A 14,448-nucleotide genomic window follows, 5' to 3' on the forward strand; every position below is an offset into this window, starting at 1 on the left:
AAAAAAGTACAAGGTGTCACCTGTTTTGATGTTTTTCACCACTAAACAAGCTTATCTAGTCGCCAATATATGACAAATGCGTAACAAAGATTGTAGTTGAATAGATATAGCATAATAAGGCATCAACCAATTTACCAAATACAGCCCACTTTATACACAAAAGGCATTTGTTCCAAAACAGTTGATAAAACCTATATGCAAGACACAGCTCAGGCACTAGAGGATAGCGGTTTAACGACCGATTTGGTAACCTGCTCCACTTGCCTAAGTCATATTATTCAGTTCGACTCAAACCTGTCTAGTATCGAGCATCTGATCTGAATAACTGCGCGATAAAAGTGTCACTTTTTCTAACATGGTACTTAACCATAACGAAAAGAAACGCTTTAGCTGAGCAATATTATTGAGTACCTATGCACGACTCTAAACCCAACTGAACAAGTAGATACAAACAACACAACTACTTGTTACATAGCGATAAAATAGATATTAAATGAGCAAAAACACAGCAAAATCAAAGATAGAAAAACCCGAACACACCCCAATGATGCAGCAATACCTTAAAATTAAGGCGGAGCATCCTGATCAACTGGTGTTCTATCGCATGGGTGACTTTTATGAGCTGTTCTTTGACGATGCCAAAAAAGCCTCACAACTGCTCGATATTTCACTCACCGCTCGTGGTAAATCAGCCGGTGATCCGATCCCGATGGCGGGTATTCCATACCACTCAGCCGATGGTTATATCGCAAAAATTGTTCGTGCTGGAGAATCCGTCGCTATCTGTGAGCAAGTCGGGGATCCAGCGACTAGTAAAGGGCCGGTCGAGCGTAAAGTCATGCGTATTGTCACACCGGGCACACTCAGCGATGAAGCCCTGCTTGATGAGCGACGCGATAGCCTGCTGATCGCCGTCAATACCGATCTACAAGGTTACGGTATTGCCATCGTTGATATCAGCACCGGTCGGTTTAGTTTGCTAGAAATAAACGATGAAGAAGCGCTTCACGGTGAGCTCGAACGGATCAAACCCGCCGAAATTCTATTTAATGATGGCCATAATCTTGCTGAACAACTGCAAAACTATCGCGGATTGCGGCCTCAAGCACCCTGGAATTTCGAGCGGGAAACCGCCGAACGGCTTCTTTGCCAGCAATTTCAAACCAAAGACCTCAGTGGTTTTGGTTGCGACCACCTACCGGTAGCACTCGGTGCAGCGGGCTGCCTACTGCAATACGCCAAAGACACTCAGCGTACCGCACTGCCCCATATCCGCCGGCTGATTTTAGAACAACGCGATGAAAGCGTAATCTTAGATGCCGCCACTCGTAAAAATCTTGAAATTGATCAGAATCTGGCTGGCGGTCGGGATAACACTCTCGCCTCAGTCATCGATAAAACCGCTACCGCCATGGGCAGCCGGATGCTGCATCGATGGCTTAATCGCCCACTACGCTGCCGCAACACCCTGCAATCACGTCAAGCGGCATTACAATGGTTGATCAGCGATTATCAATTTGAACAGATATCGCCAGCACTTAAGCAGATCGGTGATATTGAACGGGTATTGGCGCGAGTCGCATTGCGTTCTGCACGGCCCCGCGACCTTGAAAGACTAAAAAACGCCTTTCAAGTATTACCTGAGATACAGGACCACTTGGCGACAACTAAGCCTGTACTGCTCAAGAATCTAGCGGAAACCATCAGTACCTTCCCTGAACTTTGCGAGTTACTGAACAAAGCCGTTATTGAAAACCCACCGGTGGTGATCCGAGATGGCGGCGTGATCGCGACCGGTTATGATGCCGAACTAGATGAACTTCGGGGGCTCAGTGAAAACGCTGGAGACTATTTAGTACAACTAGAGACCCGCGAACGAGAACGCACCGGCATTAGCACGCTAAAAGTAGGCTACAACCGAGTACACGGCTACTTTATTGAGATCGGCAAAGCGCAAAAAGCCGAAGTACCGGCGGATTATATTCGTCGTCAAACACTCAAAAACGCTGAACGCTATATTACTCCCGAGCTTAAGACCTTCGAAGACAAAGCCTTGAGCGCTAAAAGCCGAGCCCTGAGTCGGGAAAAATCACTCTACGAAGCGCTTATCGAAACCCTTGCAGAGCCTTTGGCTGAGCTGCAAGACAGTGCCGCAGCACTGGCCGAGTTAGATGTGCTCTGTAACCTAGCCGAACGTGCCGATACCCTCGACTATGTTGCCCCAACACTAACTGATGAGCCTCAAATTGAAGTTTCCGGTGGTCGCCATCCGGTGGTCGAGGATGTGCTCGACGACCCTTTTGTCGCCAACAACCTAAGTCTGTCACCGGAGCGACAAATGCTGATTATCACCGGCCCGAACATGGGCGGTAAATCAACCTATATGCGCCAAGCCGCACTGATCACATTACTAGCCCATATCGGCAGCTATGTACCGGCACAATCCGCGACCATCGGCCTGGTTGATCGGATTTTTACCCGCATGGGCTCGTCAGACGATCTCGCCGGCGGACGGTCGACCTTTATGGTGGAGATGACCGAGACAGCCAATATTCTGCATAACGCCACCGAACGTAGCTTGGTTTTAATGGATGAAGTTGGCCGTGGCACCAGCACCTTCGACGGGCTTTCACTGGCTTGGTCTGCTGCGGAATATCTCGCCAATGAAGTCAAAGCGATGACCCTGTTCGCCACCCATTACTTTGAGCTAACAGTACTACCAGAAATCTGCCAAGGGGTTTTCAATGTCCACCTGACAGCGATGGAGCATCAGGATCATATTGTCTTTATGCATGAGGTTCAGGAAGGCCCCGCCAGCCAGAGCTACGGTTTACAGGTCGCGCAGTTAGCCGGTGTTCCAGCGAATGTCATTAGCCGCGCCCGCCAAAAGCTGATTCAGCTTGAGGACGATACCGGACAAACTGAACAGCGCCGGCAACCACCACCGGTACAAGACGATCTGTTTGTCGCGCCACGACCTCATCCAGCGCTAACGCAATTAAAGTCATTAGAGCCAGATAACCTAACCCCCCGTCAGGCGCTAGAGCTGCTCTATACACTGAAAAAAGAAGCCGAACGCAGCTAAACTAACATTCAACCTGAACCAAATTTCAAACTAAGCTCTAAAACGAAAAAAACCGAACACAGATGTTCGGTTTTTTTATTTTATTAACAGTAAATTCGCCCTAATTCTTCAGCAAGTCTTCTCCACAGAGTCCATTACGCTCAACAATCTCACGCAGCTTACGCAGCGCTTCAACCTGTATCTGTCGTACCCGCTCACGGGTTAGGCCGATCTCTTTGCCAACCTCTTCAAGTGTACTCATCTCATAGCCCCTAAGACCAAATCGACGCGATAGCACTTCAGCATGTTTTTCTGGCAACGTACCCAGCCAACTTTCCAGATTACCGCTGATATTAGAGTTCTGCAGTAATGTTTCAGGATCGGAGGATTCCTCATCGGCAATGGTATCCAACAACATCTTGTCAGAATCTTTACCTACCGGTACGTCAATGGAGGTTACACGCTCATTCAGACCGAACATCTTCTCCACATTAGCCACCGGCTTATCAACGGCGGCAGCGATCTCTTCAACGGTGGGTTCATGATCGAGCTTTTGAGCCAACTCACGGGCGGCTCGTAGATACACATTGAGTTCTTTCACCACATGAATCGGCAAGCGAATAGTCCGAGTCTGATTCATAATAGCTCGCTCGATGGTCTGTCTTATCCACCAAGTCGCATAGGTTGAGAAACGAAAGCCTCGTTCTGGGTCAAATTTTTCAACTGCGCGGATTAACCCAAGGTTACCCTCTTCTATAAGATCAAGCAGTGTTAGCCCTCGATTGATATAACGGCGCGCAATTTTAACCACCAAGCGCAAGTTACTTTCAATCATCCGTTTGCGGGAAGGCTCATCCCCTTTTAAGGACAGCCGAGAGAAATAAACCTCCTCCTCGGCGGTAAGCAACGGAGAGAAGCCGATTTCATTTAGGTATAGCTGTGTGGCATCAAGCGTTTTGGCACTCAACAAATCGTTATGGGCCATACTCCCTTTGCCCCGTCCGCTATTGAGAAATGCGGGATCCTCTTTAGTCTTAACAGCCAGATCAGTCTCTTCTACATCAACTGAAACAGTCTCCAGCTCCTTTTCATTATTTTCTACATTTACCATCGTATTAATCCCGAGTAACTTAGTTATTATTGCTTTTTATTAGTTACTACTTAGTGATAATGAATTAAGTGTTCATCGTTTACGCGGCAGATACAACATTGGATCAACAGGTTGGCCATCTCTGCGAATCTCAAAATGCAGCATTGTTCGGGCAGCTCCACTATTGCCAATTTCAGCAATTTTGTCGCCTGTTTTTACCTTATCATTTTCTTTCACAAGAATGCGACTGTTATGCGCATACGCACTTAGAAATTTCTGATTATGGTGAATAATAACGAGGTTTCCGTAGCCTAATAAACCACTACCGGCATAAACGACTTCACCCGCTTCCGCCGCGTACACCGGCGCACCTTTACGACCGGCAAAGTTAATACCCTTATTCACCTTTCCTTTATTACTGAAACGCTGAATAATTTGCCCCGAGGTGGGCCAACGCCAACTCAATGCGCGTGTCGAAGCAGGTTTTGTGGATTTGTTAACGTTAGTAGAAGCACTTTTTTTACTCGCAACGACAGGGGCCGCAACCACTTTTTTCGTTGTCGTCCGCGTTACCGGTTTTGTGGGCTTTGTGGTTTTTGCTGGTTCAACAGATGTAGACTTTTTGATTGGTTTAACTGAGGAAGACGCCTGCGTCGGTCGCAAAGCTGAGGCTTTAAGGGACAAAACCTGACCCGGATAGATTTGATAACGATCACTGATATTATTACGCTTCGCCAACTGTCTAAAGTCTAGGCCATAACGAAATGCTATTGAATAGAGTGTATCCCCTCGGCGCACACGGTACTGGCCAGGCGGAGGCTGACTACTGACCACTTTCACCGGTTGACGGCCGCCAATGGAGCGTTCATCAATCGGCGTATAACGACTGCTAGAGCTACAGGCAGACAACATCAAAACAACGACCAACAACGCCGTCGTTATGAAGGGATCAGCATGAGCTCTCACCATAGTTTATTCCTTAACTGCCTGAAAGCGCTCCATAACAACGACAATCGCAATACCTACCAGCGCTAAGCCCACCGCCCAAAAGAGAAAAGATGACTGCCCGGTAATGCTCTCAAAGTGCCAAGGCAGCACATTATCTTGCAATAACGGCACCTGCTCACCATGCCGATTAATCGTATAGGACAGCGTATATTTCCATGGCCAGACTTTATTTAACGAACCCAACATAAAGCCAGACAACAATGCTAAGGTTACCTGATGATGATGACTAAACATCCAACTTAACACCCGAGAAAAACTCATAATGCCCACGACACAGCCTAACATGAACAGACTAATCAGCTGAATATCGGCGCCCTTAACCGCCGTCAGAATATGCGCGTACATCCCCAACAGCAGCAAAATAAAACTACCGGAGATACCGGGCAAAATCATCGCGCAAATTGCGATGGCACCGGAGATAAACACCATCATCGCTGTTGGCTCAACACTCACTGGCGCAAGACTGGTAATCAGATAAGCGATGATAGCACCGATGATAAAACTAGAGACCAGATTGGCATCCCATTTTTTGATATGACTCATCACCAGCCATACCGATGCCAGTATCAGACCAAAAAAGAACGCCCACAACAGAATCGGATAGTGACTCAGTAAAAACAGCACACCGCCAGCAATGGTAGCAATACTGGCCACAATACCCGCGAGTAACACGACGAGGAAGTTACCATTTACCTGCCGCCAGAAAGCGGCGGGGCCCTGTTTGAACAACACCCTCAGTGCCGCAGGGTTAAAGCTTTTAATGGTATTAATCAGCTCTTCATAGATGCCGGTGATAAACGCAATGGTGCCACCGGAAACGCCGGGCACGACATCGGCAGCGCCCATCATTACGCCTTTTAAAAAAAGCCCAATAAAATCCCTCGTTGTACGCTTTATATTCATTTGATCTTCCATCAACCTATCTGCTCAGCGTACCGTACCGCTCAAAAGTGGCACAAATTTAACCCCTTCAAGCACCGATGTTTCATACTCTGTTTCTGAGACCCTCATAACCAGTTTAAGTTGCTGATTCTGAGTGCCGCCCACTGGAATAACCAATCGCCCACCCACGGCTAACTGTACCAACAATTCGGGGGGGACTTCCTCTGGTGCTGCGGTGACCATAATGCCATCAAACGGGCCTCGGTCAGCCCAGCCCATACCACCATCACTGTGTCTCAAAGACACATTGCGAATTTTCAATAGCGAAAAACGCTGCCGCGCCTTCTCTTGCAGCGGTTTAATGCGCTCGACACTAAATACCTTATTAACCAATTGTGCCAGAACTGTCGTCTGATAGCCTGACCCTGTACCCACTTCGAGTACTCGCTCAAGCGGGCCACCAGCCAGCAGAATCTCTGTCATTCGCGCAACAATATAGGGTTGCGATATCGTTTGGTTAAACCCAATCGGTAACGCGGTATCTTCATAGGCCCGATGCGACAGCGCCTCATCAATAAAAATATGCCGCGGCGTATTACCCATAACATCCAGCACTAGCTGATCGGAAATACCCTGATCTTTCAGCCGCTGCACCAATCTGCTGCGGGTACGCTGGGAAGTCATCCCAATCCCCTGCAACTGCAACTTATTCACTCTGCATCCTCTAACCAGTTACTCAGATTATCCATACCGGAATACTGAGTCATATCAATATTAAGCGGGGTTATCGAGACATATCCCGATTTTACCGCAAAAAAGTCAGTGCCAGGACCACAGTCAGCCGCAGCACCCGCGCCGGCAATCCAGAATCGCTGTTTACCCCGAGGGTCAAAGGACTCAACCGGTGCATCGGCCATCACTCGGTGACCTAAACGGGTCACATGAATCCCTTTGAGCTGATCCAGCGGTAAATCAGGAACATTAACATTCAACACCGTCCGCGGTGCCAGTACCAATCCTCGAATATCCTTAATCAGCTTACGCACCACCTCCGCCGCCGTATCATAATGCTTTGGGTTGCTACCCTCTAACGATACAGCAATCGGTGGTAAGTGCAGATGCCGCCCCTCCATCGCAGCGGCAACAGTACCGGAATAGATCACATCATCACCTAGGTTACAGCCGCAATTAATCCCGGAAATCACCATATCAGGGGCATCACTGAAGATACCGCCCATGCCTAGATGAACACAATCGGTCGGGGTACCGTTAATACCGACAAAACCATTTTGATGGCGGTGCGATTCAAGGGGACGATCCAGTGTTAAAGAGTTACTGGCACCGCTACGGTTGCGATCCGGCGCGACCACGACGATCTCTGCATCTTGCGCTAAAATTCGCCCTAACGACTCCAGACCTGGGGCATACACACCATCATCATTCGATAGTAATAATCTCATTATTCCGCCTCTGACTCGGGTTGAGCCGATACCGATGCCGATGACACCTGTGCTAATTCACGCAACACACTGGTCGCGAAGCTACCGGCTGGCAGATCAAAGGCCAACAAGAACTGATCATCCGCTTCCCGTTCAACCGTCAGATTCCCAGGCATTAAACGAGTTGAACGACGTTCTTGATTCAAACCTAAACGCTCCAACCCTTCGAGTTGTTCCTGCCAAGGTTTGAGCTGATCAATTTCCCAAGCGGCCGCATCGTCGCTACAAATAGAGCGCCCTCGGCCCCACATTGCTGCAGTAAGGTGCAGATCACCTGAGCCGAGACGACTCAGAATCGTTGCATCTTCAGCATCAAAGGGAAAGCAGCTTTGGCTACCATTGATCATCAGCACATCGCCTAGCATCGGCTGAGCAAAGACAGACTGCTCTATACGCTGCGACACCAGTTGATTAAACATATATGAACGCACAGCTGAGATATAAAGACCTTTCTTGTGCCGTTGGCGCTCTTTCAACTTACCGGCAATCAGCAGCGCACCCTTAGTCAGGTTACCGCCATGATGGCCAAACCGCTGCTCACCAAAATAGTTTGGCACGCCCGCACGAATCTCTTCAACACGACTCAATAGCGCATCAGGCTCGGTCACTTGACGTAAACGAATCTGAAAACGATTACCGTTAAGGCTACCCAACCGTAGCTTACGGGTGTGTTTTACCGCTTTAAGCACTTTGATGGTGTCGGTCTCGAACAGAGACCAGGTTAACGGTGACCGACCCGGCAGATGCACACTAAACCATTGTTCGGTAACCGCATGACGATCCTTTTTACCGGCATAACCCACCTCTTTCGGGCTTACCTGACAAAAATGCGCCAACTGACGGGCAACCCAATCGGTGTTTTCGCCGGTTTTACGGATATATAGAAACACATGATCGCCGCTGCCTTCAGGCTCAAAAGAAAGATCTTCTATTACCCTGAAGTCGTCAGGCTCAGTTCGGATAACCGCACGACTGGCTGGCTCACCATATAAATATTGTAATTCAGTTGGAAAGTTCATTAACGCAAGGGCTTCCGTTACTGGCCGCTATCGGCCGATGGCTTACCTGGCAACGCAGGGACCAGTTGAAAGAAGGATTCTCCCTCTTTCACCATTCCCAGCTGATTTCGGGCTCGCTCTTCCAGCGCCTCCAGTCCCTGCTTAAGGTCTTTAACCTCGGCATCTAACTGATGGTTACGATTTACCAGAAGGTCATTTTCAGCCCGTTGCCGTTCGATCTCCTGCTGCAATGCCTGCACATCGCCAAGATTAGCTTCGCCAAACCATAGCCGATACTGCAGTCCGACCAAACAGATCAACAGCAACAACAAAATTGAACGAAATAAACTCCAGCGAAACACAGTTCGGCAGCACTCTTATTCTATATAGTCAAAAAAGGGGGCGTTAAGCCCCCTAGTATTTCACAGATCAGTTAAAAATTAACCCTGACCTTTGATTTCAGATAAACCGTTGTAAACAGCGTCCGCACCGAGCTCTTCTTCAATGCGCAGCAAACGGTTGTACTTAGCCACACGGTCTGAACGACACAGTGAGCCAGTCTTAATCTGACCGGCTGCCGTACCCACCGCCAAATCAGCGATAGTGGTATCTTCTGTCTCACCGGAACGGTGAGAGATAACCACGGTAAAGCCCGCATCTTTAGCCATCTTAATCGCGTCCAGAGTCTCAGACAGAGAACCGATCTGGTTGAACTTGATTAAGATTGAGTTACCGATGCTCTGCTCAATACCCCGGCTCAGAATCTTGGTGTTAGTCACAAACAGGTCATCACCGACCAGTTGGATCTTGTCGCCGATCTTCTTCGTCAGATATGCCCAACCATCCCAATCAGACTCATCCAAACCATCTTCAATAGAAACGATTGGATAGTTTTCGGTCAGTGCGGCAAGGTAATCACTAAAACCTTCAGCATCAAAGACTTTACCTTCACCAGACAGATCATATTTGCCATCTTTGTAGAATTCAGACGCGGCGCAATCCAGTGCCAAGGTAACATCTTTACCTAATTCATAACCGGCATTAGAGATCGCTTCTTGAATAACCACCAACGCTTCTTCGTTAGATTCAAGGTTTGGCGCAAAACCACCTTCATCACCCACCGCTGTACTCAGACCACGGGCCTTCAATACCGCTTTCAATGAGTGGAAGATCTCTGCACCACACCGCAGGCCATCAGAGAACTTAGTAAAGTTAACTGGCTGAACCATAAACTCTTGAATATCAACGTTGTTATCGGCATGTTCGCCGCCGTTGAGGATATTCATCATTGGTACAGGCAAAGAGAACTGACCCGCAGTACCGTTAATCTCAGCAATATGAGCGTAAAGAGGGATACCTTTAACCAAAGCCGCCGCTTTCGCTGCTGCAAGAGAGACCGCCAGAATCGCATTCGCGCCAAGGTTCTCTTTATTCTCAGTACCATCTAACGCCAGCATTGTATTATCCAATGCACGCTGATCGGTGACATCCATACCGATCAAAGCATCGCGGATAACACCGTTAACTGCGCCCACCGCTTTCAACACACCTTTACCCAAGTAACGGCTTTTATCACCGTCACGCAGTTCCAATGCTTCGCGAGAACCGGTAGATGCACCGGAAGGTGCGCAGGCAGAACCCATAATACCGGAATCAAGAATTACATCAGCTTCAACGGTCGGGTTACCACGGGAATCAAGAACTTCACGGGCTTTAATGTCAGCAATCTGTGCCATTGACGAAACTCCAAAAATAATAAGTATTCTTTACTTTTCAAGGTCAGCGTAGGTTAACGCCGCCTCGATAAAACCACTGAACAAACCATGCCCATCCCTTGGGGTAGAGGTAAATTCAGGGTGGAACTGGCAGGCAACAAACCACGGATGATCCGGAGCCTCGACTACCTCAACTAGTTCACCATCGACAGAGCGACCCGAAACAATTAAGCCCGCCTCTTCAAGTTGCGCAACGTAGTTGTTGTTTACTTCATAACGATGACGATGACGCTCTTTAATTTCAGTAGAACCATAAGCTTGATAAGCCGTGGTACCCTCTTTCAGGGTGCAAACCTGGGCGCCCAAGCGCATAGTGCCGCCAAGATCATCGGTATAGCCGCGAATCTCTTTAGCACCCTCTTCGGTCATCCACTCGGTGATCAAACCGATCAGCGGCGATGCGGTATTTGCATCAAACTCTGTACTGCTCGCATCGGTAATACCGGCTACATGGCGGGCATATTCGATGACCGCTACTTGCATCCCAAGGCAGATACCTAAATAAGGTACTTTATTTTCTCGGGCATACTTAACTGCCGCGATCTTACCTTCGACACCACGCTCGCCAAAGCCGCCGGGCACCAGAATAGCTGAAACATCTTCCAACAGATCGACACCATCGCGTTCAATCTGCTCAGAATCGATATATTTGATGTTCACTTTAGTGCGCAGCGCGATACCGGCATGGGAGATCGCTTCAATCAGCGATTTATACGCATCCAGCAGTTCCATATACTTGCCAACCATGGCAATGGTCACTTCACGATGCGGATTCAACTTAGCATCAGAAACGCGATCCCATTCAGATAGGTCGGCTGGCGGGCATTCCAGATTAAATTGCTCTATCACAATCTGATCCAGTTTCTGCTCACTGAGCATCCGCGGAATACGGTAGATACAGTCGGCATCCGGTAACGAGATAACCGCACGCTCTTCCACATTGGTAAACAGAGACAACTTACGACGTGAAGAGATAGGCAGTGCGAAATCAGAACGACACACCAGAATATCAGGCTGAATACCGATCGAACGCAACTCTTTTACTGAATGCTGTGATGGTTTTGTTTTGATCTCACCCGCAGTGGCGATATAAGGCACCAGCGTCAAGTGCATGAACATAGCCCGACGGGCACCTAATTCAACACGTAGTTGACGCACCGCTTCCATAAAGGGCAGCGATTCGATATCACCGACGGTACCGCCAATTTCAACCAAAGCGATATCCGCATCACCAGAGCCTTCCAGTACTCGACGTTTTATCTCATCGGTAATATGTGGAATCACCTGAACCGTACCACCGAGATAGTCACCACGGCGTTCTTTACGCAGCACGTGCTGGTAGACCCGCCCCGCCGTAAAGTTATTGCGCTTCGACATGGTCGTGCGGATGAAACGCTCATAGTGACCTAAATCCAGGTCAGTCTCGGCGCCATCTTCGGTAACAAATACCTCACCATGTTGAATAGGACTCATCGTCCCTGGATCTACGTTGATATACGGATCCAATTTCAGCATGGTAACTTTCAGCCCGCGGGCCTCAAGAATTGCTGCAAGTGAAGCGGATGCGATGCCTTTCCCCAATGAGGAAACAACACCGCCTGTGACGAAAATATATCGCGTCATGAGGAACCTGTATTTGGTCGTGAAAAGTGAGTCGCGCTGTTCAAAAAACAGCTACTAAAGATGGGGCTACAGGGTATCAGAATCACCCTGAACAGACAATGCAGTTGGCCGCCATTTCAACGCAAAACCACGGCCTTTTATTTCACTCTGCCAATCTTCGCAGAGACAGATTCCCGGCAGCGCCACAATCTCATCACCCACCACACATACCGGCCAGGTATTTCGCTGCCACGAGGGGATCTTATGTTCCTGAAATAACTTTTTCAATGAACATGAACCACCGCGTCCTAATGGGCGGCAACGATCGCCATCGCGCCGATTGCGCACCGTCACTCCCGCCAATGATTTCAACCCTGTTACACCCGATTCACAGCTTACCTCTAAGCAGCCTTGGGCAACCTGCAACCCACTAGGCGAAAGTGACCGGTGACCCCACTCAAACGCCTCAAGCGCCGCTTGCAACAACAACACACCCTGATGCCGCCGTAACTGCAGATGCCCAAGCTGTACAATCGGCTGTTTATCATCTCTGGCATTCATAAGCTGCTTAACAGCCAAAAGCTGGCGCTCACCCAGCGCAACACCTGCCTTTCTACACCAGAAACGCAGCAAATTATGCTGCCTCGGCTGACTTAACTTCATCAATGCACTGCAATTAAGCCCATCACCTTGTGCTACAGATTTGCTATCAATCACGGCTAGGTCTTGATGAAGTTGTTCTGATTCACGCATAAAACGAACGGTACCCGCACAACGACGGGCAAAACTAGGCCAACGGGCCTCAAGCAAGGGGATGACCTTATGGCGAAGATAATTACGATCGAATGACAGATCGCTATTACTAGGGTCTTCCACCCACACCAACTGCTCCGCTTCCGCCCACTGCTGTAGTTGCTGGCGCGATATATCTAATAACGGTCGAAACAGACTCGCCTTTCCGAGTGTTCGACACCGAGGTATACCTGCCAATCCACGCACCCCAGCGCCCCGCAGCAAACGAAACAGCATTGTTTCAGTTTGGTCGTTCAAATGATGGGCTAGCAATAAACAATCGCTAGGTTGCAGAATTTTTTCAAATACCCGATATCGTGCATCGCGAGCAGCGCTCTCTATGCTTGCACTCTCGGCCACAACAACTTTTTCATGATAAAAGGGAAGATGGAGTGATTCTGCCAATCCTCGGCAGAAATCGGTCCATTGGGATGATTGTGCTTGGAGCTGATGATCTACAGTAACCACCAACAATTGCTCAGCAGGCAACGCCCTCGCGGCCAAATGCAGCAATACGACTGAGTCGAGGCCACCACTTAAACCGATCACCCAGCGTTTTACCTCGCTGGAATGATTTTCAAGTTGCTGATTAAAGTGGCGCTGCAGCTCATTCATAATAATTGATATAACGGCCTTTCAAATACTGTCAGGCAAAAAAAACCGCCAGTTTAACCGACGGTTCCGATGTTACTGACTGATGCCGTAGGACATAAGACGCTGATAGCGCCGTTCAATCAGCTCATCCGGTTCGATATCAGTCAACCGTTCAAGGGTTTCCAACAAGTGCTTCTTCAAATTGGCAGCCATCAAGCCATGATCTCGATGGGCTCCACCTAAAGGCTCATCAACGATTTGATCCACCAATCCTTGTGCATGCAGTCGGTCAGAGGTCAAACCCATAGCCTTAGCCGCATCCGGCGCACGATCAGCGCTCTTCCATAGAATAGAGGCACAGCCTTCTGGCGAGATAACAGAGTAAGTTGAGTATTGCAGCATCATTAGCTCGTCACAAACGCCGATAGCCAATGCGCCACCTGATCCGCCTTCACCAATAACAGACGCAACAATCGGTGTATTTAGACGGGACATCGCCGCGAGATTGAACGCGATCGCTTCAGACTGGCCACGCTCCTCAGCATCAATACCCGGATAAGCCCCAGGTGTATCAATAAACGTCAGGATTGGCATTTTAAAACGTTCGGCCATCTCCATCAGACGCAATGCTTTTCGATACCCCTCTGGACGAGGCATACCAAAGTTACGAAGAACTTTTTCTTTAACCTCACGTCCTTTCTGATGACCAATCACCATCACGGGACGCCCTTCGAGACGCGCAATACCACCGATCAAGGCACGATCATCGGAAAAGTGTCGATCACCATGGATCTCTTCGAATTCGTCAAAGATCATGTCGATATAATCAAGAGTGTACGGACGCTGAGGATGACGGGCGATCTGAGAGATCTGCCATTCACTCAGGTCAGTAAAAAGAGATTTCGTCAATGTACGGCTTTTCGCCTGCAGCTTTGAGATCTCTTCCTCAATATTCAGCTCATTGTCATCACCAACCAGACGCAGCTCTTCAATTTTTGCTTCTAGGTCTGCTATTGGCTGTTCAAAATCCAGATAATTGGGATTCATGTATTGATATTCCGTAAGTTCGCTTCGTTCCGGCCGGGACACAGTAGCAACAGAGATCAGCCGACGCTAAAAAAGTTGGCCTAATTCTACCCCGAGT

General features: G+C 48.7%; 12 protein-coding genes. 1 reads left to right on the forward strand and 11 read right to left on the reverse strand.

Going from position 1 to position 14,448, the window contains the following annotated elements; genetic code table 11:
• The first annotated feature begins 493 nt into the window (after nt 1-493).
• On the forward strand, nt 494-3,085 hold the full coding sequence (mutS, locus tag KO512_RS05390; RefSeq protein WP_215951307.1) for a DNA mismatch repair protein MutS: 2,592 nt from the start codon (nt 494-496) through the stop codon (nt 3,083-3,085).
• Nucleotides 3,086-3,185: 100 nt separating this feature from the next.
• On the opposite strand, the gene rpoS is transcribed toward mutS, so the two are convergent.
• From rpoS to KO512_RS05445, 11 genes are all read right to left on the reverse strand, one after another.
• On the reverse strand, nt 3,186-4,175 hold the full coding sequence (gene rpoS, locus KO512_RS05395) for an RNA polymerase sigma factor RpoS (RefSeq protein ID WP_215951308.1): 990 nt from the start codon (nt 4,173-4,175) through the stop codon (nt 3,186-3,188).
• A gap of 72 nt (nt 4,176-4,247) precedes the next feature.
• Nucleotides 4,248-5,123, reverse strand: a complete 876-nt coding sequence (locus KO512_RS05400) for a peptidoglycan DD-metalloendopeptidase family protein (RefSeq protein WP_215951309.1) — start codon at nt 5,121-5,123, stop codon at nt 4,248-4,250.
• A gap of 3 nt (nt 5,124-5,126) precedes the next feature.
• On the reverse strand, nt 5,127-6,065 hold the full coding sequence (locus KO512_RS05405; RefSeq protein WP_215951310.1) for a DUF368 domain-containing protein: 939 nt from the start codon (nt 6,063-6,065) through the stop codon (nt 5,127-5,129).
• Between the two features lie 24 nt (nt 6,066-6,089).
• Nucleotides 6,090-6,758 carry a protein-L-isoaspartate(D-aspartate) O-methyltransferase gene (locus KO512_RS05410; RefSeq protein WP_436792268.1) on the reverse strand — a complete coding sequence of 223 codons (669 nt, stop codon included), beginning with the start codon at nt 6,756-6,758 and terminating at the stop codon, nt 6,090-6,092.
• A complete protein-coding gene (surE, locus tag KO512_RS05415; RefSeq protein ID WP_215951311.1) occupies nt 6,755-7,504 on the reverse strand; it encodes a 5'/3'-nucleotidase SurE in 750 nt (249 codons plus the stop codon). The genes KO512_RS05410 and surE overlap by 4 nt, the downstream gene beginning before the upstream one ends.
• A complete protein-coding gene (gene truD, locus KO512_RS05420) occupies nt 7,504-8,562 on the reverse strand; it encodes a tRNA pseudouridine(13) synthase TruD (protein ID WP_215951312.1) in 1,059 nt (352 codons plus the stop codon). Before truD ends, surE begins: the two co-directional genes overlap by 1 nt.
• A gap of 17 nt (nt 8,563-8,579) precedes the next feature.
• Nucleotides 8,580-8,903, reverse strand: a complete 324-nt coding sequence (ftsB, locus tag KO512_RS05425) for a cell division protein FtsB (RefSeq protein WP_303493225.1) — start codon at nt 8,901-8,903, stop codon at nt 8,580-8,582.
• A 78-nt stretch (nt 8,904-8,981) separates the two neighbouring features.
• The gene (gene eno / locus KO512_RS05430) at nt 8,982-10,277 is read right to left on the reverse strand and encodes a phosphopyruvate hydratase (protein WP_215951313.1); all 1,296 of its coding nucleotides are present in this window, start codon (nt 10,275-10,277) and stop codon (nt 8,982-8,984) included.
• Between the two features lie 30 nt (nt 10,278-10,307).
• On the reverse strand, nt 10,308-11,939 hold the full coding sequence (locus tag KO512_RS05435) for a CTP synthase (RefSeq protein ID WP_215951314.1): 1,632 nt from the start codon (nt 11,937-11,939) through the stop codon (nt 10,308-10,310).
• A 66-nt stretch (nt 11,940-12,005) separates the two neighbouring features.
• Nucleotides 12,006-13,325 carry a tRNA lysidine(34) synthetase TilS gene (gene tilS, locus KO512_RS05440; RefSeq protein WP_215951315.1) on the reverse strand — a complete coding sequence of 440 codons (1,320 nt, stop codon included), beginning with the start codon at nt 13,323-13,325 and terminating at the stop codon, nt 12,006-12,008.
• A gap of 72 nt (nt 13,326-13,397) precedes the next feature.
• Nucleotides 13,398-14,351 (reverse strand): acetyl-CoA carboxylase carboxyltransferase subunit alpha, encoded by a 954-nt coding sequence (locus KO512_RS05445; RefSeq protein WP_215951316.1) that lies wholly within the window; start codon nt 14,349-14,351, stop codon nt 13,398-13,400.
• Nucleotides 14,352-14,448 lie beyond the last annotated feature (97 nt).

Origin of the sequence: Amphritea atlantica, from assembly GCF_018860855.1 — a bacterium.
Classification (GTDB): domain Bacteria; phylum Pseudomonadota; class Gammaproteobacteria; order Pseudomonadales; family Balneatricaceae; genus Amphritea; species Amphritea atlantica_A.

Bases quoted from the DNA above. Each gene is read 5' to 3' on its own strand.
- mutS (WP_215951307.1), top strand. From the start codon at position 494: ATGAGCAAAAACACAGCAAAATCAAAGATAGAAAAACCCGAACACACC.
- rpoS (WP_215951308.1), bottom strand. From the start codon at position 4,175: ATGGTAAATGTAGAAAATAATGAAAAGGAGCTGGAGACTGTTTCAGTT.
- KO512_RS05400 (WP_215951309.1), bottom strand. From the start codon at position 5,123: ATGGTGAGAGCTCATGCTGATCCCTTCATAACGACGGCGTTGTTGGTC.
- KO512_RS05405 (WP_215951310.1), bottom strand. From the start codon at position 6,065: ATGAATATAAAGCGTACAACGAGGGATTTTATTGGGCTTTTTTTAAAA.
- surE (WP_215951311.1), bottom strand. From the start codon at position 7,504: ATGAGATTATTACTATCGAATGATGATGGTGTGTATGCCCCAGGTCTG.
- truD (WP_215951312.1), bottom strand. From the start codon at position 8,562: ATGAACTTTCCAACTGAATTACAATATTTATATGGTGAGCCAGCCAGT.
- eno (WP_215951313.1), bottom strand. From the start codon at position 10,277: ATGGCACAGATTGCTGACATTAAAGCCCGTGAAGTTCTTGATTCCCGT.
- KO512_RS05435 (WP_215951314.1), bottom strand. From the start codon at position 11,939: ATGACGCGATATATTTTCGTCACAGGCGGTGTTGTTTCCTCATTGGGG.
- tilS (WP_215951315.1), bottom strand. From the start codon at position 13,325: ATGAATGAGCTGCAGCGCCACTTTAATCAGCAACTTGAAAATCATTCC.
- KO512_RS05445 (WP_215951316.1), bottom strand. From the start codon at position 14,351: ATGAATCCCAATTATCTGGATTTTGAACAGCCAATAGCAGACCTAGAA.